General features: G+C 68.6%; 15 protein-coding genes, 1 pseudogene and 2 riboswitches. Of the genes and pseudogenes, 12 read left to right on the forward strand and 4 right to left on the reverse strand.

The annotated features are described in order from the left end of the window. Nucleotides 1-23: 23 nt before the first annotated feature. Nucleotides 24-698: a Crp/Fnr family transcriptional regulator gene (locus P9K36_RS18475; RefSeq protein ID WP_278305689.1), complete on the reverse strand. Its 675-nt coding sequence runs from the start codon at nt 696-698 to the stop codon at nt 24-26. A 186-nt stretch (nt 699-884) separates the two neighbouring features. On the opposite strand from P9K36_RS18475, the gene P9K36_RS18480 reads away from it, so the two are divergent. The 12 genes and pseudogenes from P9K36_RS18480 (at nt 885) to P9K36_RS18535 (ending at nt 14313) form a co-directional block, all read left to right on the forward strand. Next, a complete protein-coding gene (locus tag P9K36_RS18480) occupies nt 885-1685 on the forward strand; it encodes a pentapeptide repeat-containing protein (RefSeq protein WP_278307302.1) in 801 nt (266 codons plus the stop codon). Nucleotides 1686-1728: 43 nt separating this feature from the next. After that, nucleotides 1729-2118, forward strand: coding sequence for a thioredoxin family protein (locus P9K36_RS18485; protein ID WP_278305690.1), 390 nt, complete (start codon nt 1729-1731; stop codon nt 2116-2118). Nucleotides 2119-2125: 7 nt separating this feature from the next. Then, nucleotides 2126-2845, forward strand: coding sequence for a cytochrome c biogenesis protein CcdA (locus P9K36_RS18490; RefSeq protein ID WP_278307303.1), 720 nt, complete (start codon nt 2126-2128; stop codon nt 2843-2845). A 210-nt stretch (nt 2846-3055) separates the two neighbouring features. Next, nucleotides 3056-3255, forward strand: a riboswitch (cobalamin riboswitch). A 137-nt stretch (nt 3256-3392) separates the two neighbouring features. Next, nucleotides 3393-5519 (forward strand): TonB-dependent receptor, encoded by a 2127-nt coding sequence (locus tag P9K36_RS18495; protein WP_278305691.1) that lies wholly within the window; start codon nt 3393-3395, stop codon nt 5517-5519. A gap of 348 nt (nt 5520-5867) precedes the next feature. Then, nucleotides 5868-6932 carry a HoxN/HupN/NixA family nickel/cobalt transporter gene (locus P9K36_RS18500; RefSeq protein WP_278305692.1) on the forward strand — a complete coding sequence of 355 codons (1065 nt, stop codon included), beginning with the start codon at nt 5868-5870 and terminating at the stop codon, nt 6930-6932. Between the two features lie 97 nt (nt 6933-7029). Continuing rightward, a riboswitch (cobalamin riboswitch) is annotated at nt 7030-7239 on the forward strand. Nucleotides 7240-7357: 118 nt separating this feature from the next. Further along, a complete protein-coding gene (locus P9K36_RS18505; RefSeq protein WP_278305693.1) occupies nt 7358-9328 on the forward strand; it encodes a TonB-dependent receptor in 1971 nt (656 codons plus the stop codon). Nucleotides 9329-9336: 8 nt separating this feature from the next. Further along, nucleotides 9337-10170 (forward strand): ABC transporter substrate-binding protein, encoded by an 834-nt coding sequence (locus P9K36_RS18510; RefSeq protein WP_278305694.1) that lies wholly within the window; start codon nt 9337-9339, stop codon nt 10168-10170. Further along, nucleotides 10167-11213: an iron ABC transporter permease gene (locus P9K36_RS18515; RefSeq protein ID WP_278305695.1), complete on the forward strand. Its 1047-nt coding sequence runs from the start codon at nt 10167-10169 to the stop codon at nt 11211-11213. The genes P9K36_RS18510 and P9K36_RS18515 overlap by 4 nt, the downstream gene beginning before the upstream one ends. Then, a complete protein-coding gene (locus P9K36_RS18520) occupies nt 11210-12025 on the forward strand; it encodes an ABC transporter ATP-binding protein (RefSeq protein WP_278305696.1) in 816 nt (271 codons plus the stop codon). The genes P9K36_RS18515 and P9K36_RS18520 overlap by 4 nt, the downstream gene beginning before the upstream one ends. Next, nucleotides 12003-12968, forward strand: a pseudogene (locus P9K36_RS18525) (hypothetical protein). Before P9K36_RS18520 ends, P9K36_RS18525 begins: the two are co-directional and overlap by 23 nt. Nucleotides 12969-12979: 11 nt before the next feature. Then, nucleotides 12980-13510, forward strand: a complete 531-nt coding sequence (locus tag P9K36_RS18530) for an AAA family ATPase (protein WP_278305697.1) — start codon at nt 12980-12982, stop codon at nt 13508-13510. 371 nt (nt 13511-13881) lie between these two features. Further along, nucleotides 13882-14313, forward strand: coding sequence for a hypothetical protein (locus P9K36_RS18535; protein WP_172685397.1), 432 nt, complete (start codon nt 13882-13884; stop codon nt 14311-14313). Nucleotides 14314-14486: 173 nt separating this feature from the next. On the opposite strand, the gene P9K36_RS18540 is transcribed toward P9K36_RS18535, so the two are convergent. The 3 genes from P9K36_RS18540 to P9K36_RS18550 form a co-directional block, all read right to left on the reverse strand. Beyond that, a complete protein-coding gene (locus tag P9K36_RS18540; RefSeq protein WP_278305698.1) occupies nt 14487-16928 on the reverse strand; it encodes a PAS domain-containing protein in 2442 nt (813 codons plus the stop codon). A gap of 72 nt (nt 16929-17000) precedes the next feature. After that, entirely contained in the window at nt 17001-20186 is a 3186-nt protein-coding gene (locus P9K36_RS18545; RefSeq protein ID WP_278305699.1) for a PAS domain S-box protein, read from the reverse strand. Further along, nucleotides 20183-21004 carry a helix-turn-helix domain-containing protein gene (locus P9K36_RS18550; RefSeq protein ID WP_172685400.1) on the reverse strand — a complete coding sequence of 274 codons (822 nt, stop codon included), beginning with the start codon at nt 21002-21004 and terminating at the stop codon, nt 20183-20185. Before P9K36_RS18550 ends, P9K36_RS18545 begins: the two co-directional genes overlap by 4 nt. Nucleotides 21005-21091: the final 87 nt, after the last annotated feature.

Genomic DNA, 21091 nt, shown 5'->3' on the forward strand with positions numbered 1-21091 from the left:
AGCAGACGCCGGCATGCCGTGGGTCAGCTTCGACCTGCGGCCTCCAAGCTCGTGCGGTCGACGATCTCGACTTCGCCTCGACGAAGTTCGATCAGACCCGCCTCGGCCCATTGCCCCAGAAGGCGGCTTACCACCTCGCGGACGCTGCCAACGTCGTCCGCGAGCTTCTGATGGGTCACTGCGGCAACACCCCGCGGATTGGCTTCGGCCAGGAGCCGTTGGGCGAGGCGCTGCTTCAACGGCGCGAATGCGACCTCGTCGATCAGCGTGAACAGGCCGGACATCAGCCGCGTGTAGTCATCCATGACGAAGCTGCGGAACGCAGCGCTCTCGCCTAGTAGGTGCTGGAATGTGGTTACAGGAAGAGCGGCCAGTTCGGTCCGCTCCTCCGCCACGCTCTGTGCCGGGAACGTGCCGCCGGACAAGAGACACTGTGTAGTCAGGGCGCAGGTTCCGCCCGGGCCAACCTTGTAGATCAGCACCTCGCGCCCGCCCTCCGACATGCGAAAAACACGCGTGCGGCCCTCCACGCACATCAGGTAGTTGGCGCACTCGCCATCAAGTTCGTAGGCGGTGGCGCCCGCGTTCAGCACCGGAAAATGCACGGTTCCCCGGGCGATCTGGAGGTGCGCCGGGCTGAGAGCTTGGAGCAGCGGAAACCGGTCGATCCATCGCTCGACCTTCTGGGCGTCCGTCATGGCTGGCGTGGTCCCCCCGGCCATGACGACGGGCTGATCGTCCGGCTCGCGTTGCGTTTTTCTCCCGCCGCTCCGGACTTGTGTGACCTGGGTCACCGACCGGGTGCAGCGGCCCGGCATAGCATCGCATCACAACGAACACGATACGGGCGCCCGCCCCGCGCGGTGCCCGCCGGGAGTGAACCGATGCGCCGCCTCGCCCTGAGCTTCATGCTCGCCGTCCTCGCCGCCGGCCCTGCCGTGGCCGAACAGGATCTCCTACTCGGGGCAGACATGTCCTCACCCGCAATGACCAAGGCCGACATGAGCCGTGCCGACGTCGAGGCGCTGATCAAGGCTGCGGACGGCAAGCCGGTCGACCTCCGCGACAAATCCCTGTCCGGCCTCGATCTCTCCGGGTTAAGCCTGCGGGGGGCCAACCTGCGGACCGCGCGCCTGAACAACACCAATCTGCGTGGGGCGGACCTCACCGGCGCGAACCTCGAACAGGCATGGCTCCTGAAGGCCGACCTGTCCGGCGCCAAGCTCGCGGACACGAAAATGTTCGGCATCACCGCCCGCGACGCCAACCTCAGCGGCGCCGACCTCAGTCGCGCCATGCCCATTGGCGACTTCAAAGGTGCCAACATGAGCGGCGCGACGCTGATCGACCTTAAAGGCGGCGCCGACATCAAGAACCAGTCCATGGGCCTGATGCGGGCCGTGTTCGTGTCGGTGAACCTCTCCGGCGCCAACCTGAAGGGCGCTAACCTCGGCCGGTCTCGGCTCGAATACGCCAACTTGAAGGATGCCGACCTCACCGACGTGGTGCTGATGGGATCGGACCTATCAGGCGCCAACCTGACGGGCGCTACGGTCACCGGAGCCGATTTCAAGAACGTCGACGTCAGCGGCGCCCGGCTCATCGACCTCAAGGGTCAGTCCGAGGCCAAGGATTGGGCCGAGCGCGTGAACGTAGACCGCGCCGTCACACACGCAACCAATTGAGCCGCCCGTTCGCCTCCACCCATCACAAGGACATAGACAGCCTATGACCACCCGTCGCTTCCTGCTCGGCGCGCTGGCTACCGCTCCCCTGCTGTTTGGTACCGCTGCGAATGCAGCCGAGGCCGTCTTCACGCCTGATGCCTTCGAGGCGGCGCAGAAGGCCGGCAAGCCGATCCTCGTCCATGTCACCGCGCCGTGGTGCACCGTCTGCGCGGCGCAGAAGCCAATCCTCGCTAAGCTGGAAGCCCAGCCCCGGTTCAAGGACCTGCAGGTGTTCGACGTCGACTTCGACAGCCGCAAGGACGTGCTGAAGCGGTTCGGCGTGACGACACAGAGCACCCTGATCACCTTCAAGGGCGAGAAGGAGACGGGTCGTTCGGTCGGTGACACCCGGCCGGAGTGGATCGAGGGCGCTGTCGAGAAGGCGTTGTAGGTCGATGATGGCCACGACGTTCGGCCTCGCGTTCTTGGCCGGCATCCTCTCGGTGCTGTCCCCCTGCGTGTTGCCCTTGCTGCCGCTGGTCCTGGGCGCGGCCGCATCGGAGCACAGGCTCGGCCCCGCCGCCCTGGCTGCCGGCCTCGCGCTATCCTTCGTGGCCATCGGGCTGTTCGTGGCGACCGTAGGGTTCGCCCTCGGCCTAGATGTCGATGTCTTCCGCACCGTGGCGGCCATCATGCTGGTCCTGATCGGGCTCGTCCTGATGGTTCCGGCCGCCCAGGCCCGGCTTGCTGTCGCCGCCGGCCCGGTGAGCAACTGGACCGATAGCCGGTTCGGTGGCTTCTCGACTGCCGGACTTCTGGGACAGTTCGGGGTCGGGCTGCTGCTCGGCGCGGTCTGGAGCCCCTGCGTCGGACCGACCCTCGGGGCGGCCTCGCTGCTGGCCTCGCAGGGACGCGACCTCGGCACCGTCGCTCTGACGATGCTCCTATTTGGCCTGGGCGCCGGACTTCCGCTTCTGCTCCTCGGGACGCTGTCCCGCGAGATGCTGATGCGCTGGCGCAACCGGATGATGGGGCTCGGCAAGGGCCTGAAGGTCACTCTGGGCGCCATCCTCGTGGCCACCGGCCTGATGATCGCCACGGGCTACGACAAGGCTGCGGAGACCATTCTCGTCAACGCCTCGCCAAATTGGTTGACGGACCTGACCACTCGCCTCTGACCGTCTAGGTCGTTGAGGTGATGTCCGCTCGGGTGCCCGTGTCGCACAGAAGCAGACCGGCAGAAACCCACCCATCTTCGACGATCATGCCGCGCTCGCCGATGGCCGTAGAGGGCGCGTCCACGTCGCCGTTTCGACACACCCCAGGGATGAAGGTCACCACTCAGACGTAAAACGGCCGTTAAGCCTTGACGGTCGGCGAAGCCCGAATGCTAAGCTTCGCTCGACGGTTCCCCTCGGGGATCAAAAGGGAACGTGGTGAAGGGCCCAGCCCCGAAGCCGCGGCTGCCCCCGCAACTGTAAGCGGCGAGCTCAGCACCACCGCGTCACTGGATGGGCCTCATCCGGGAAGACGGTGCGAGGGCGGTGACCCGCGAGCCAGGAGACCTGCCGTCAGCCGTGGTCACACGCGAAACGCGTCGGGCGGGGTGTCCTGACGGGTGTCGAAGCGCCGGGCTATTGCTAAGCGCGGAGACCTCATTCGCGGTGACGTGCCACTGCCGTCGCCCTAGGTCCCGTGTCCCGTCGCCCACCCACCCGAATACTATTGACCTTGTCCGGCCTCGCTGCGCTCGCATCCGCAGCCTCAGCCCAGGACCGATCCGCCCCGAGCGCGGCGACCGGCGAGACGACGCTGGAGGAGATTTCTGTCACCGCCGAGACCGCCTCAGCCGCGTCCCCGCAGATCGGTCCGGCTGCGAGCGCGGGCTATGTGGGCGGCACGACCGGCATCGGCGGCATCAGCACGCCCGTGGCTTCCGCCAGCTCCGGCGTCATCACGGGCGCGCAGGTCAACAGCCGGCCGGTCACCCGACCCGGCGAGGTGCTGGAATCTGTGCCAGGCCTGATCGTCACCCAGCACTCCGGCGAGGGCAAAGCCAACCAGTTCTTCCTTCGCGGGTTCAACCTGGACCACGGCACCGATATAGCCCTTTTTCTGGATGGCATGCCGCTCAACATGCGGACCCACGCCCATGGCCAGGGCTATGCCGACATCAACTTCCTGATCCCCGAACTCGTCGGGGCGGTGGAGTTCCACAAGGGGCCGTACTTCGTCCGCGACGGCGACTTCGCCTCGGCCGGCTCGGTGCGCATCGACTATCTCGACAGCACTCCCAAGAACGTCGCCCTCACCTCTATCGGCAGCTTCGGCTACAAGCGGGCGCTCTCGATCACCACCGTCCCGCTCGGCGAGGGCAACCTCCTCCTGGCCGGCGAGGCGCAAGTCTACAACGGCCCTTGGGTCGTCCCGGACGTCCTGCGCAAGATCAACGGCGTGGCCCGCTACAGCCAGGGCACGGCGCTGGACGGCTTCTCCGTCACCGGCATGGCTTACGCGGCGAAGTGGACGGCCACCAACCAGATCCCCGAGCGGGCGGTCACGGAAGGGCTGATCAGCCGCTACGGCACGATCAACCCGACCGACGGGGGCGATACGTCCCGCTTCTCGATTTCGGGCAAGTTCAGCGCGACGGACGACACCGGCATCACCCGGGCCTCGGCCTACGTGATCCGCTCGCAGCTCAACCTATTCAACGACTTCACCTACTTCCTCAACGACCCGGTCAACGGCGACCAGTTCCACCAGCTCGACCAGCGCATCATCGGCGGCGGCGAGGCCCTGCACATCTTCCAGGGCGACCTGTTCGGCCTGCCCATGGAGAACGAGATCGGCGTCCAGACCCGCACGGACTCGATCCGCGTTGGCCTATTTAACACGACGAACCGCCAGTACCGCTCCGGCGTGCTCGACGACCGGGTGCTGGAGACGAGCGGGGCCTTCTATTTCGACAACCGTGTGCGCTGGACCGACTGGCTGCGCACCAGCGTCGGCTTCCGTGCCGACGGCTACTACGCGAGCGTCGTCTCCGACACGCCGGCCAACTCCGGCAAGGCGCGGGATGCCATCGTCAACCCGAAGCTCGGCCTTGTGCTGGGGCCCTGGTTCGACACCGAGCTCTACGTGAACTACGGCGGCGGCTTCCACTCGAACGACGTGCGCGGCGTGACCGCCACCGTCGATCCGACATCGTCCCTCTTCAACACCACGCGCTCGCCCTTCCTCGTGCCGTCAACGGGCTACGAGATTGGCCTGCGCAACCGCTCAATCGCCGGACTGGAGACGGCGGTCGCCCTGTTCCGGCTCGACTTCGCCTCGGAGAACCTGTTCCAGGGCGACACCGGCACCACGGAGCCGAGCCGCCCGACCCGGCGCTTCGGTGTGGAATGGACCAACCGCTATGCGGTGACGCCCTGGCTCTCGCTGGAGGGGGACCTCACGATCACCAACGCCCGGTTCTCGGACTACGATCCGGTCGGCAACCGGGTGCCGGAAGCCCCCACGACCATCGCTTCGGCGGGCGTGACCTTCGGCGAGCCCCTCGGCTGGTTCGGTTCGTTGCGGTTCCGCTACTTCGGCCCGCGCCCGCTGATCGAGGACAACTCGATCCGTTCGCGCCCGACGGCGCTCCTCAACGGCCGGGTCGGCTACAACTTCGAGAACGGCATCAGCGTCTCGTTGGACGTACTGAACCTGACCAACAGCAAGTCCGACCAGATCACGTACGCCTACGTATCCCGCCTACCTGGCGAGCCGGCCGAGGGGCTGATCGACCGCGTCTTTCACCCTGTCGAGCCCACGGCCGTGCGCCTCACCATCGCCGGGCGGTTCTGATGCCGAAGGTTCGAGGCGCTGGCGACTTCACGAACGTCCAGATCTTGAGCGAGCGCATCAGCCAAGTTCATGACGCGTACGCCAGTGCAACTCTCGTTCTACTTGCTCCCGAATGTCAGGGCGTAGCGCACCACAGGCCATTTTTCGTTGCAGGCTTTCCCTGGTGTTCCCGGAAAAAGGGCGCTCGTTCGACCATCGCCGGCGAACGGTTTCCAAGGCAGAGTTCGTCGGCATCGTCTTGTGCAAGCGAGGGGGAGCCTCGGTGGCGACCTTTTGAAGGCCCCTTCCATTGTCGGCAAGTCGCGCCTGTGGCTCAGGGACGGTGATGCAGTCATCTGAAGCGAAGTGATGGTCGGCCCCAGTCGCAATCGAGAGGCGAGGCCTCGCTCCATCAGAAGCAGGGTCACGCTGCTCTACCTTGTCCTGATCGCGGCTAACATCGCCGCTTGGTCGTGGGCCTACAGCCTGTTCGCCGGGCAGCCGGCCCTGCTCTCGACCGCGCTGCTGGCCTACGTCTTCGGGCTGCGCCACGCGGTCGATCCCGACCACATCGCCGCCATCGACAACGTCACCCGCAAGCTGATGCAGGCCGGCCAGCGGCCGGTCTCGGTCGGCTTCTGGTTCGCCCTCGGCCATTCCACCGTCGTGGTGGTGGCCGCGGCCGCGGTGGCGCTGGCCGCGACCAGCCTGATCACGGCCTCGGAAGGCTACCGGGAACTCGGCGGCCTGATCGGCACCGGCGTCTCGGCCGCCTTCCTGATCCTCATCGGTATCGTGAATCTCGTGGTCTTGGTGGGCGTCTGGCGCGCGTTTCGACAGGTGCGGCGCACCGGCCGCTACGTCGAGGCTGACCTCGACATGCTGCTCGCCAATCAAGGCGTTCTCGCCCGGATCCTGCGGCCGCTGTTCCGCCTCGTGACGCGCTCCTGGCACATGTATCCGCTGGGCCTGCTCTTCGCGCTCGGCTTCGACACCGCCACGGAGGTGAGCCTCTTCGGGCTCTCGGCCGCCCAGGCGAGCCAGGGTACCGACCTCTGGACGATCCTGGTCTTCCCGGCGCTGTTTACCGCCGGGATGACGCTGGTCGACGCAACCGACGGCGTGCTGATGCTCGGCGCCTACAGCTGGGCCTACGTCCAGCCCATGCGGAAGCTGTTCTACAACCTCACCATCACTCTGGTGTCGGTGGCGGTCGCGCTGGTGGTCGGCACGTTGGAGGCGCTGAACCTCCTGGCAGACAAGCTCAACCTCCAGGGCTGGTTCTGGCAGCGGGTCGCCGCGATCAACGACCATTTCGGCGTGCTGGGCTTCGGCATCGTGGGCCTATTCGCGGCGGCGTGGCTCCTTTCGTTCCTCGTCTATCGCCTCGGTGGATTCGACCGTATCGAGGTCAGACCGGCGGATGCTCCTTGACCGTTCCCGGGTATCAGACGGGACAAAGACCGATCCGTCCCGGACGCCACACATCTGTACAATGTGTTTCCATACATTGACGGATAGACACACGGCAGCTTAGCTTGAGCGTGACGGTTCCCCTCGGGGATCAAAAGGGAACGCGGTGAGGTCACGCCCGTGAGGGCTCGACCGATGCCGCGGCTGCCCCCGCAACTGTAAGCGGCGAGTCCTTCATCACCACGTCACTGGGCGGCCTCGCCCGGGAAGACGATGAGAGGGCGACGACCCGCGAGCCAGGAGACCTGCCGTCAGCCGTGGTCACACGCGGAGCTTGCCGGGCGGGGTGTCCTGGGAGGTGTCGCGGCGTCGTGGTTCCTTGGAGGACGCGACCGCCGAGGCCTCGTTCGCGGTGACGTGCCACAGCCGTCCCCCGAGGCCGTCCCGTGTCCAGTCCCGTTTCCTCCGCGCTCCGGCGCACGCTGGCGTTGTCCTGCGCCGCATCCGCGCTGCTCGTCTCCATTCCCGCCCGCTCGCAGCAGGTCGCCGCGCCCTTCGCCGATGCTCAGGGAGGCGCGCAGGCCGCGGTCTCGCTGTCCGAGATCTCCGTGTCGGCTACCGGCGTGCCGACGCCGATTGCCAACACAGGATCGAGTGTCACCGTGCTCACCGACCGCCTGCTTCAGGAGCAGCAGCGCCGGACGGTGCCGGATGCTCTGCAGCAGGTGCCGGGCCTCAACGTCGTGCAGACCGGCGGCGCCGGCGGCCAGACCTCGGTCTTCATCCGCGGCACCAACTCGAACCACGTGAAGGTTCAGATTGACGGCATCGACGTCAACGACCCCTCGACCCCGAACCGCGCCTTCGACTTCAGCCAGTTGCAGACCTACGACCTCTCGCGGATCGAAGTGCTGCGCGGGCCCCAGAGCGGCCTCTACGGGGCCGACGCCATCGGCGGCGTCATCTCCGTCGTGACCAAGCGTGGCGAAGGGCCAACTCGGGCAACGGCGACGGTCGAAGGCGGCTCGTTCGGCACCTTCAACCAGTTCGGCAACATCTCCGGGTCGGAGGGCATCTTCGACTACTCGGTGTCGGTCGGCCACATCCGGCAATCGGCCCTCCAGATTACCCCGTTCGAGCTGCTGCCCCGCGGGGTGCCGTTGCGGACCGCCTTCACCGACATCAAGACGGTCTCGACCAAGCTCGGGGCGCAACTCACCGACGAGTTCCGCCTCAACTACGTCCTGCGCTTCTCCGACAGCGCCTACCTCGACCAGGCCGACGGCGGCTTCCCGTACGTGCCGCTGCCGTACCGGAACCTCAACGACCAGCAGCAACTGATCATGAGGGGCGAGGCCGAGTGGACCCCGGTGCCCGGCTTCCACAACGTCTTCGGGGCGAACTACTCGAAGTTCGACCGGCTATTCGCCGGCCCGCTCGACCCGCTCGCGCCGCCGACACCCACCACCTACCTCGGCGAGCGGACCCGGTTCGATTACCGCGGCGACTGGCAGGTCTCACCCGGCAACCTCGTCCTGTTTGGGGCACAGCGCGAGGACGAGCGCTTCGAGACGACCGGCATCGACCGGTCCAACGGCAACACCGCCGGCTTCGCCGAGCTTCAGACGACACCCTTCGCGGGCGCCGCGCTGGTCGCCAACATCCGCCACGACTCGAACGACCAGTTCGGCGGCGCGACCACCTTTCGGGTGGCGCCGAGCTACATCGTGCCCGCCACCGACACCCGCCTGAAGGGCAGCGTCGGGACCGGCTTCAAACCGCCGACCCTGAGCCAGCTCTACCAGGACTATCCGGGCTTCCGCTTCTTCGGAAACCCGAACCTACGGCCGGAGGAAAGCTTCGGGTTCGACGGCGGCTTCGAGCAGCCGCTGTTCGACGGGTTCATGACCGTGGGCGCGACCTACTATCAGACCGACTTCAAGAACCTGATCCAGACGGCCTACTACCCGACCTTCTCCACCAACGTGAACGTCGGTCAGGCGACTGCCTACGGCACCGAGAGCTTCGTCGCCCTGCGCTTCAACGAGTTCTGGAGCGGGCGGCTCGACTGGACCACCACGGTGACGAAGGACGAGATCGCCCACCAGGAGCTGCTGCGTCGGCCTCGCAACAAGGTCAGCGCCACCGCGATCTGGAACCTGATGCCGGGCCTGACCATAACCGGCACGCTCATCGTGCTGGGGTCGTTCGTGGACGGCAACCGGGACTTCTCCGTGCCTCGCCTGAAGGCCCCCGGCTTCACGCTAGTGAACCTGTCGGTCAACTACGCCTGGAGCGAGACCCTGACGGTATTCGGGCGGATCGATAACCTGTTCGACAAGCGCTACCAGAACCCGACTGGCTTCCAGGGCCCGGGGCTCGCTGTCTACGGCGGCGTCCGCGTGACGTCGTTCTGAGGTCGCCGATGCCGTCGCGCCTCGTAATCACCTTCGCGGCCATGATGTCCGCCGTACCCATCGGCGCGGCGGCGGCACCCGTGCGGGTGGTCTCGATGAACCTGTGCGCCGACGAGCTCGTCCTGCGGCTGGCCGACCGCGACCAGGTGCTGGCGGTCACCTACCTCGCACGCGACTCGCGCGGGTCGACGGTCGCGACCGAGGCGGTCGGGCTGCCGGTGACGCGGGGGCTCACCGAGGAGGTCGTGGCCTTGAAGCCCGATCTCGTCATCGCCGGTGCCTTCACCACCCGCACGACGGTGGGCATGCTCAAGCGCGTCGGCGCCCCCGTGCTCGAACTCGGCGTGCCGGCCGACCTCGACGGCGTCCGCGCACAGATCCGGCAGGTCGCGGCGGCGCTCGGCCATCCCGAACGGGGCGAGGCGATGGTGGCGGCGCTCGATGCGCGTCTTGCCGCCATCGTGCCGGCCAAGCGGCCTCTACGCGCCCTGGTGATGCGTCCGAACGCCTTCACGGTGGCACCCGGCGGGCTCGGGGACGCGCTGATCCGCGCCGCCGGCCTCGTCAACGTCTCGGCCGAGATCGGGCGTGACCGCCTGGGGCAGGTGCCCCTCGAAGCAGCGGCGCTGGCGAACCCGGACCTGATCGTCGTCGATGAAGGAGCGCCGGGCTGGCCTTCCCTGGCCGACACGCTCCTGCACCATCCCGTCTTCAGGGCCCTCTCGCGGGCACACCGGACGGTCGACATCCCGAACCGCTTCTGGACGTGTCCGGGACCGCAGGTGGCCGAGGTCGTGGCGCGCCTCGCCGAGGCTGCGAATGAACGGGCGCCCGGACCATGAACGCCCCCATTTCCGCGCTCAACTCCACGGCATCCCGGCGCCTCGGTACGGCGCGTGCCCGGCGAACCGTCATCGCCGTCCTCGGGCTCACCACACTTGCGCTGACGCTCGCCTCCATCGCCATCGGTTACGCGCCCTTCGACGTGCCCGCCGCCTTCGCTGACCTCGTCGCCGGCCGCCCGACGCTGCCGGCCCTGGTCCTGTGGGAGCTTCGTGTTCCACGCGCCCTGCTCGGAGCCCTGGTCGGCTTCAGCCTCGGCCTGACCGGCGCCGCGATGCAGGGCTACCTGCGCAACCCGCTCGCGGACCCCGGCATCCTCGGCATCTCCTCCGCGGCGGCGCTCGGTGCCGTCATCGTCTTCTACGGCGATTTCGCCGCCACCATGAGCCTTGCCCTGCCGCTCGGCGGCATCGCCGGTGCCGGTATTGCCGCGCTCCTTCTGAACGCGCTCGCCGCCCGCGGCAGCAGTACCCTCGGGCTGATACTCGCAGGAGTCGGGTTGTCGAGCTTGGCCGGGGCACTGACCGCGCTGGCACTGAACCTCTCGCCGAACCCCTATGCGGCCCTGGAGATCGTGTTCTGGCTGATGGGTTCTCTCAGCGACCGTAGTCTGGACCACGTGCTTCTGTGCCTACCGCTGATGGCTGTCGGCTGGACCCTGATGCTGTCGACCGGCTCCGCCCTCGACGCCCTGACGCTCGGCGAGGACACCGCCGCGAGCCTCGGGGTCGGCCTAGTCTCCGTGCGCCTGCGTCTCGTCACCGGTGCGGCCCTGGCCGTCGGCAGCGGGGTCGCGGTTTCCGGCGCCATCGGCTTCGTCGGTCTCGTCGTGCCGCACCTGATGCGGCCGCTCGTCGGCGCCCGCCCCGGCGCCTGCCTGCTGCCGAGCGGCCTCGCGGGGGCGGTCCTGGTACTTGCCGCGGATATCGGCGTGCGCCTGCTCGCCACCCGGCCGGAACTCAAGCTCGGCGTGGTGACCGCTCTGGTCGGGGCGCCGTTCCTGATCGTGCTGCTCCTACGCGGTCGCGGGAGGCGGGCATGAGCCTCGGTCTGCACGAAGCCCACGTTACGTTGGATGGCCGGGCCATCCTCTCGGACATCGATCTGACCTTTCAGCCGGGCCGCTTCGTCGGGCTGGTCGGCCCGAACGGAGCCGGCAAGACCACGCTCCTTCGCGTCCTGGCGGGGCTGATCAACCCGAACCGGGGGCGGGTCACCCTCGAAGCCCGTCCGCTAGCCGACATGGGCCGCGAGGAGCGAGCCCGCCGCATCGCCGCCCTGTTCCAGGGTGCGGGGGTCGGCTGGCCGATGACGGTTCGCGAGATCGTGGCGCTCGGCCGGCTGCCGCACCGCCGAGCCTTCGCATCCCCCACCGAAGTCGACGATGCCGCGGTCGCGCGGGCAATGGCGCGCACTGACATCCTCCACCTCGCGGCCCGAGCCGAGCCGACCCTTTCCTCGGGCGAGCGCATGCGCGCGCTGCTCGCCCGGGCTCTGGCGGTCGAGGCGCCTTGGCTTCTCGTCGACGAGCCGGTCACGGCCCTCGACCCGGCGCACCAGATCGACGCCATGGCGCTGCTCCGGCGCACCGCGCAGGACGGAACCGGTGTCGTCGCCGTGCTGCACGACCTGACGCTCGCGTCCCGGTTCTGCGACCGCATCGTCGTGCTGACCGGTGGCCGCCTCTTGGCCGACGATACCCCGGAGGAAGCTCTGACCGACGTCCTACTCGCCAGGGCGTTCGGGGTCACGGCCGAGCGGGGCTGGGCTTCTGACGGATCCCGATACATCCTGCCCTGGGCGCGGTCCGGGGCTCAGACGGAGGAACGCGATGACGTCACCATCACGGGCTGACGCGGTCACGACCCTGCTGCGCGAGGCGTTGGCGGATCCCGGCACCGCCTGGAGCCTCGGCAGCTTCGGGGCCATCGCCGAGTTCATGCGCGATGCCGACGAGGCCACGTCGCCGCTGCCGGACGGGCGCATGGGCCTGTCGACAGAGCTGGGCGCCATCGCGCTTGCTCCCAGTCCCGACCTGCGTCCGGTGGCCTACGAGACCGCCATCGCCACCGGCTGGAACCACGCTGTCGCTCTGTGCCTGCCCGAGGCGAGTTGCGCGATGAGCCGGCGCGGCGTGGTGACGGAGCTCGGCCCGGACCGGGACGCCGCCCGCGAACGGGACCGCGACGCCGTCCTGTTCGATCTGGGTCTCGGCCTCTTGGCGGTCGATGCCTGCGTGCGCACGAGCGACCCGGAGGCCATCGCGCGTCTCAGGTCCGGCGTCGGGCTTCCCCTGTTCGACCCTGCGAGCCCCATCGGCCGCCAACTCGTCGCGCTGAGCCCCCACCGGGTCTTCCTCGCCCGGATCGGCCGCATCGAGGTCTACGCCCCGATCCCAGGCCCCCGCGGCACCAGCCCGGAGGGGCCTCACACCCATGTCCTGCCTAAGCTCCTGCGCGGCGGCCGCACGCATGCGGCGACCACCCCGATTCCGGCGGGCTGGGTCCCCTGCGCCGGCATTCATCCGGCTCACCCCTACAAGGATATGATGGGGCAGCGCATCGCCTTCGACGTCGCCCGGCACGACGCCTTCCAGGTCCTCCTCGACCGCTGAGGAGACCCGGAACTGCTCGCGGCCAAGCGCGGCGGGGTCCTCGGCCCGGACAGCCTCGTGTCCAACCGCCACGCCCAGGCCGCCCGCCGCGTCGCCGACGTTCAGGCGCGCTACCTTCGCGGCGAGACCGTCGAGGCCGACCCCGAACTCGATGAAGACGAGGATGCCGCCAACCATGCTTAGACCCGCGCTCCATGGACGTTGAGGCACCCAAGCGCCGGCAAAGGGTGGTGGGGCTGATCGGATGCCCCGGCGCGGGCAAAACGACTTACGCGCGCCGCTACGATCCGCTTCAGGGCTGGGTGACTCTCACCCTGGACGACCTACGCCAGACATTCTGGCCGCCGGACCGCCAGGTCTACTGGCAGGTCCGGCGGACGGGCTGGGACGAGGGAGCTCGCCGGCTCCTCCACGGCGTGAAGGTCGCCGCCCTCGACGCAGCCCTGGCGGCTGGGTTCAGCGTGGTGATGGCGGACACCCACCTTAACCGGGAGGTGTTCGAGGCTGAGCTTCAGGTCATCGAGCGATACGGTCTCTCGGTAGAATGGAAAGTGTTTGACCTGTCCTGGGAGATGCTCCTGGCCCGCAACGAGGCCCGCGGTGGGGTCGACCCGTCACATCGTCAGTTAGAGACCATTCTGCGATTAGCCTACGACGCGTTCCACTCGCCGGACGCTTGGTGGCGCTTCCTCCCATCGCATCAGGTCGAGTTCATCGAGCTTTGAAGGGTGCCCACCGTGGTGGACTGCAAATCGGCCACAACGCCATCGCAGTGGTGCTACTCGAACGTCCGCTTATCGGATGCTGTCGCGCTCGGACGGGCGGCGGCAATGGGCGCGAAGCCGAATGTCTGGTCCTGCACGCGCCGGTGATCCAGCGTGACGTAGTATGGCCGTATGCGGAATGGCTGCTTCAGAGTAGGTCTGCCAAAAAAAGCGGACGGCCTCCTATCGACCCAACTCAGTCGTTTGCGCGCGGCCGCGCGGTTCCCGGAAGCGGACATACGTTCGGGATACCCTCACGGGCCGCACGTCACCTCGGAACGGAACAAGGCCCGGTCTGTTTAAAACACATCCCAAACGACATGAGATCTCGAATGCGGAAGATCGCACTCGCTTCCACTGCCTTGCTCGGCCTCGGCGTCCTGGCATCGGCCCCCGCCGAAGCACGCGGGTGGGGCTACGGCGGTGGCTACGGCCACGGCGGCTACGGCTACGGCGGCGGATACCGCGGCATCGGGTTCCGGGGCGGCTACGGCGGTTACCGGGGCTATGGCTATCGTGGCGTCGGGTTCCGGGGTGGCTACGGCGGTTACCGCGGCTACGGACGTGGTTACGGCTACCGTCGCGGCATCGGCCCAGGCGCCGCCATCGGCCTCGGCATCGCGGGTCTCGCCGCCGGTGCCATCGTCGCGAACTCGTACGGCGGCTACGGGTACGGCTACGGCCGCCCGGTTGGGTACTACGGCGGCTACGGCTACGCACCGGCCTACGGGTATGGCTATCCGGCTTACGGCTACGGATACTGAGGCATCGCCGACCTGACGGTGGCCAGCAGCCCGACCGTCACGGCGGAAACGAGAGAGGCGACCGACAGTCCGTCGGCCGCCTCTTTCCGCATTGGAAGACCCGGGTGTAAAATCTTCGAGCCGTCCTCGACTAAACGTACGTGGGCCTATATCCGACTCAACGCTGGCCGCCGTCATACCTCCGGCGTGATCCTACGGTGCCAGCGTCGGCTCGCCGCCCTGCGCAGGACTCGGGACAACTCCTCGATGGAGTAGGGTTTGTGGATCAGCTGGAAGCCCGACGTGCCCTTCTGCGCGAGCACGTGGCTGTAGCCCGAGGTCAGCACCACCGGAAGGTTGAGGTAGAGCCTGCGGATCTCGCGACCGAGCTCGATCCCGTCCATGCCGGGCATGACCACGTCGGAGAACACCACGTCGAAGCGACCGGCGTCCCTCGCCAGCTCGACCAGCGCCTCGGCCGCGTTCGCCGCCCAGACCGTCCCGTAGCCGAGCTCGGCCAGAGACTGGGTGGCGAACGTCCCGACCTCGGCGTTGTCTTCTACCACTAGGACGCAGGTGTCGTGGCCATCCACGAGCGCCTCCGGCTCGACGTCGACGTCGCCCGTAACAAGAGGCGCCTCGACCCTGGGCAGGTACAGGGTGAACGTAGTGCCCCGGCCGAGCTCGCTCTCTACCGCGACGTCGCCACCTGACTGCTTGGCGAAGCCGAAGACCTGGCTCAAGCCCAGGCCGGTGCCATGGCCGACCCCCTTGGTAGTAAAGAACGGCTCGAAGATGCGCTCGATGTCGGCCTGTGCGATGCCGGCGCCGGTATCGGTGATGGCAATGGCGACATAGGACCCGGGCACGGGACTATGCCCGCGGATGGCAGGGACGCCGGCGGCCTCTGCCGTCGCAATCACCAAGTCGCCTTCCCCGCTCATGGCGTCGCGGGCGTTGACGGCCATGTTGATGATGGCCGTGTCGAACTGGCTCGGGTCGGCGTCGACGTAGCACGCTGCGCCGGCCACCCGGACATCGACAGCGATGCCTGAGCCCGTGAGGGTGCCGATCATGTCGCCGATCGCGCCCAGGCTGCGGCCGACCTCGAACACCTCGGGCTTGAGGGCCTGCCTGCGGGCGAAGGCGAGCAGCTGCGCCGTCAGCTTGGCGGCCCGGTCGACGGTGTCGGAGATGGCCCCGACGTATCGCAGGCGGCGCGCGTCCGGAAGTTCGGGCCGCTTGAGCAGATCGGTCGAGGACTTGATCACCGTGAGCAGGTTGTTGAAGTCGTGCGCCACGCCGCCGGTGAGCTGCCCGATGGCCTCCAGTTTCTGGGCCTGGCGCAGGGCCGTCTCGGCGGTCGCGAGGGCGGCTGCCTGGCTCTTATCGAAGGTCACGTCGCGGACCACGCTGTAGATCAGCCCGTCCCGGGGCACCGCGTTCCAGGCCAGCCAGCGATAATCGCCGTTCTTGTGGCGGTAGCGGTTCTCGAAGCCGACGACGCTCTCGCCTCGCTCCAGCCCGGACATCGCCGTCGCCGTGGCGTCGCGGTCGTCCGGATGCACCAGGTCGAGGAAGGAAGGCGCCATCATCTCCTCGGCCGACCAGCCGAGGGTGGCGGTCCAGGCGGGGTTCAGGCTCACGAAGCGTGCCCCGAAGTCGGCCACGCACAGCATGTCCCGTGAGTGGCGCCAGACCTGGTCGAGCTGCTGCGTCCGTTCCGCGACCCTTCGTTCGAGGTCCTCGTTCGTCTCGCGCAGCATCCGTTCGACCTGCTTGCGGTCGGTGACGTCGAGCACGAACACGTAGAAGCCGTCGACCGTCCCGTCCTCGGCCCGGCGCGGCAGGTAGCGGATGTCGGCGACGCGCGGACTGCCGTCGACGCAGGGCCAGTCGAGTTCGAGACGCGCCGGTTCGCCGGAGAGCGCCTTGGCGAAGGCGTCTTTCCGCGAGGCGTAGCCGGCCTCGTCGAGCAGGTCGCGGACATGCCGCCCGACGACGTCCTCCGGCGCCATCGCGAACCAGTCCTCGTAGGCCCGATTCGCGAAGCGGTAGACAAGGCCGCGGTCGATGAAGGCGATGAGGAGCGGCAGGCTGTCGGTGATGAGCAGGAGCTCGGCCTCGCGCGCGCGGAGCGTCCGCTCGGTCAGGACGCGCTGCGTGGTCTCGGTCACGACGCAGAACAGGCCGACAACGGCGTCGTGCTCGTCGCGGACCGGCGAGTGGGAGAACGACCACCACGTCTCCTCCCCGACACCGTGCCGGGCCATGGTGAGGGGCAGGTCGTCGAACCGGCTCGCGGTCCCCGAGAGGGCCAGCTCGACCGACGGCCGGACTTGCGCCCAGACGTCCGACCAGAGTTCCGGCATCGGGGCGCCGAGCGCCCAGGACAGCCGCGGCCCCAGGATCGGCCGGTAGGTGTCGTTGAAGAAGAACGTCAGGTCCGGTCCCCAGGCCAGGAACATGCTCTCGGGCGAAGCGAGGACGAGGTTCAGCGTGACCTTGAGGGAGGCGGGCCAGCCCGTGATCGGGCCCAACGGCGTGCGCGACCAGTCGTGGGCGCGGACCAGCGCACCCATCTCGCCACCGGCCTGCGGGAACTCGTTCGGACGCGACACGGACTCAACCGGCATTCATCGTTCCACCCCGTCCGGCAGGACGGCCGCACGTCAACGAAGCGCCCCGGCCGTCGTTGCAGCGCGAGGTCAATGCACGTCCTGGAAATTGCGTAGCGGTGCCTCGACGACGCAGCGCACGCCCTCGGGCGGGTAGGTGAGGGCGATCCTGCCATCGACGGCGCTGACGAGGCCGCGCTCGATCAGGCGTGAGCCGAACCCCTTGCGGGACGGGGGCACGACAGGCGGACCATCCCGCTCGCACCAGGAGATGGCGAGGACCGGGTCCGCGTCTTCTCCGGCCAGGGACCATTCGACGTCGACGCGCCCGTCCGGCGTCGAGAGCGCGCCGTACTTGGCTGCGTTGGTCGCGAGCTCGTGCGTCATCAGCGCCAGGGCGAGGGCGGCCCTGCCGCCGATCTCGACCGCCGGTCCCCGATAGACGATCCGTCCGGAGCCGTCGTCCTGGAGCCCGACGCCGCCACGGACCACCGGCTCGATGGCGGCGTGCTCGGCGGCGCCTCCGAGCAGGAGGTCGTGGGCCTTGCCCAAGATGATCAGACGGTCGGCCAGCACCTCCTTCGCCGCGTCGACGTCGGTGGCGCCCCGCAGGGTGTTCGCGGCGATGGCCTGGACCATCGCCAGCAGGTTCTTCATGCGGTGGCTGAGCTCGTGGTTGAGCAGGTCGCGCTGCTCCTCGGCCCGCCTGCGCGCGTCGATGTCGGACACCGCGGCGACGGCGCCCGTCAACGCCCCGTCCGCACCCCGGATGGCCGCCGCGGCGATGTCGATCCAGACGTCGGTGCCGTCCGGGCGGCGGTAGCGCACCTGCAACTGTGAGCGCTCGACATCCCCCGTGATGACCCGGGCCAGCGGATATTCCTCCGGGCGGACGGGTTCGCCGTCCGCGTGGAAGGAGGTCCATTCGCCGTATGCGGCGACGTCCCGCACGCGAAGGACCGGATGCCCGAGGATCTCCTCGATCCGGGCGTTGCCGCCGACGATCTGCCCTGTCGGCGCCTCAGCGAGCAGGATGCCGACCGGCACCGTCTCCAGGATCGAACGCTGGCTGGCCTCGCTCGCCCGGAGCGCATCCTCCGTTCGCTTGCGGGCGGTGATGTCGTTGAACAGCACCGCGACCTGCCGCGAGCCGGGCTCACCGAAGGGATAGGCGTAGACATCGAACCACCGGTTTCCCAGCGCGCTCGCCACGAGCTCGAAACGCTCGGGGACGCCGCCGCGCGCGATGCGGTCGTAGATCTCGAACCAGTGCGCCTCATGGCCTCCGGCGAGGTCCCGCATCCACTTGCCGTGGACGTCCCGGAGGCCGGACTGGCGCTCGAAGGACGGATTCACCTCGATGAAGCGGTAGTCGAGCGGGCGCTCGGCCGGGTCGAGCTTCACCTCGATGACGCAGAAGCCGGCGTCGATGCTGTCGTAGAGGTCGCGGTAGCGGGTCTCGCTCGCGACGAGGGCCTGCTCGGCCTGCCGGTTGGCGGTCACGTCGCGCGAGACGGCGAGCAGCCGCGCCACCGCGCCGTCCACGTCCCGGATCGGGGTGACCTGCACGTCCCACCATTTCGGCGTACCCTTCATGGTGCAAGCGGGGCCGGTGAAGCGCCCGACGCCACCCGCCGAGGCCGCGTCCACGGCCGCCCGGGCCTCGGCCTTGCCTGCCTCGTCCCAGAAGGCGGTCCAGTCCATTCCGGCGACGCCGTCGAAGTCGTCGACCTCCATGACGCGCTGGCCGCCCGCGTTCATGAACCCGATCCGGGCGTCGAGGTCGAGCACCTTGATGCAGTCGGCGGAGGAATCGAGCACGCTGCGCAGGAACGCCTCGCTGTCCTGGAGGCGTGCGGCGGCGTTGCGCTGCTCGGTGCGGTCGCGCAGGATCTTGAGGAAGCCGATGGCTTCCCCGGCTTCGTCGCGCAGCGCCATCATCTCGCCGTTGGCCCAGAACCGGGTGCCGTCCTTGCGGAGGTGCCAGCGTTCGTCGATTCCGCGCCCGTGCTCCAGCGCGGCCCGCATCTCCTTGGCCGCGATGCCGTTGGCCCGGTCCTCGGGCGTGAAGAACACGTCGGCCGGCCGCTCGACCATCTCCGCCGGCGACCAGCCGAGAATGCGGGTGGCGCCCTCGTTCCAGTCGTCGACGCGACCGTCGAGCCCCATGACGATGATGGCGTAGTCGATGGCGCTGTTGAACACTGCCTCGTAACGGTCTCGGCTGGCGCGGACGCTGCGCCACGCATCAACCTCTCCTGCCTCCGCGAAGCCGGCGGCGACGGTGCCCGCGAACAGGCGCACCGCTTCTAAGTCACCGTCGGAGAAGGCGTCGGTCGCGCCTGACTGCAGCTTCAGCACGCCGATGGCGGTGCCGCCACGCGAGACCGGGACGTACATGGCCGAGCGCATCCCGAGCGGCGCGACCAGATCGCGCTTCACCCGTCCGTCGAGCAGCGCGTCGGGACACGACACGGCTTCCCCGGTGAGCAGGCAGTGGCCGGAAAGGCTTCCGCGAAGCGGCAGCCGCAATCCCTCGTGTCCGGCTAGGCAGCCCCGGACCGTGCGATAGACGAGCTCCTCGCCCTCGCGCGTCTCGATGGCGCCGCCCTCCGCCCGCGGGACCGCCTTGATCGCGCCGGCGAGCACGGCGTCGAGGATGGCGTCGAGGTCGCCACCCGCCAACGAAACCGCGGCCTGTGCCTCGGCCAGCGCGTCGTGCCGCAGGATCGTGAGGCGCTGCTCGTCGATGGCGGCGTCGCGGGACCTCAGCGCCCTGCGCAGCTCCAGTTGCGCCATGACCTGGCCGGCAAGCTTGCGCAGCGCCGAGGATTGGTCGGGCGTCAGTCCCTCCGGCCTGGGCGCATGGTCGATCACGCACAGAGTGCCCAGCCGCTCGCCATCGGGCGTCTCCAGCGGCGCCCCGGCGTAGAAGCGCAGGAACGGGGCTTCCGTGACGAGGCGGTTGTCGCGCGTTCGCTCGTCCCGCGTCAGGTCCGGGATCACCAGGACGTCCGATTGTGCCAGGGCGTGTGCGCAGACGGATTGGTCCAGGGGCGTCTGGCAGGGCTCGAAGCCGACCCTTGCCTTGAACCATTGCCGGTCGCCGGCCACCAGGCTGACGAGGGCGACTGACGTCCCGCACACCAAGCGGGCGAGGTCGACGACGTCGTCGAAGCCGGGCTCGGCCGGCGTGTCGAGGATCTCGTAGGACGCGAGTGCGTCCAGTCGTTCACGGTCGAGCGTCTCGTGGGGCAGCGGTGCGGTCCCGGTCATCGGGCCGCCTCCCGCGAGCCGTGCGCAAGGGGGTCGAGGCGCTGCGCAGGAGCGGCATCCGGGGTCACGTCCACCGCGAGGATCTCGCCACCCTCCGTCGAGACGGCGCCCATGACGGACATGAAATGCCGCCTGACGCGGCCATGGCATTCGCAGCAGGCCGCCTCGGCGCGCCCGCGGTCGAGCAGGTGGATGCGTCCCCGGCCGACCACGATCAACCCTTGGTCCTGGAGGGTGCCCAGCACGCCGCTGACGTAGCTGCGTCCGACGCCGAGCATGGCCGCCAGGACGGTCTGGGTCACCGGCAGCGCGTCGGTGCCGAGCCGGTCCTGCAGCGCCAGCAGCCAGCGCACGACGCGCTGCTCGATGGGATGGGCGGCGTTGCAGGCGACCGACTGAAGCACCTGCGCGAGCAGGCAGTCGGCGTAGCGCACGAACAGGTCGTTCAAGGCCGGGGATGAACCCTTCGCCTCACGCAGCCGGTCGGCGTCCATGCGCAGGACCGCGCCCTCGATCTGGACGACGCACCGGGTGAAGGCCGGCAGGTAGCCTTGGCTGACGACGCCCCCGATGGCGCCCTCGTGTCCCACCGTGGCCGTCTCGACGGTACGGTCCCCGGCCAGCGGCACGACCAGGGTGGTAACGGTGCGATCAAGGGGAAAGGTGACCTGCGAGACGTCGTCGCCGACCTCGAACAGGATCGTCCCGCGAGCGCACTCGGCCCTCACGAGATGCGGGGCCAGGAGCGCGCCGTCCCGCGCGTCGAGGGCGTCGAGGAGCAGGTTGCCCTCGACCGGGATGAGATTGCGCGAAGACATGAAGACGACGACCGGCGGGCCAGGGCTGCACCCGGCCCTCCACTTGTCATGGCGACCGTCTGTTCACAACACGACAATAGCGGCATC

The organism is Methylobacterium sp. 391_Methyba4, from assembly GCF_029691625.1.
Lineage (GTDB): Bacteria > Pseudomonadota > Alphaproteobacteria > Rhizobiales > Beijerinckiaceae > Methylobacterium > Methylobacterium fujisawaense.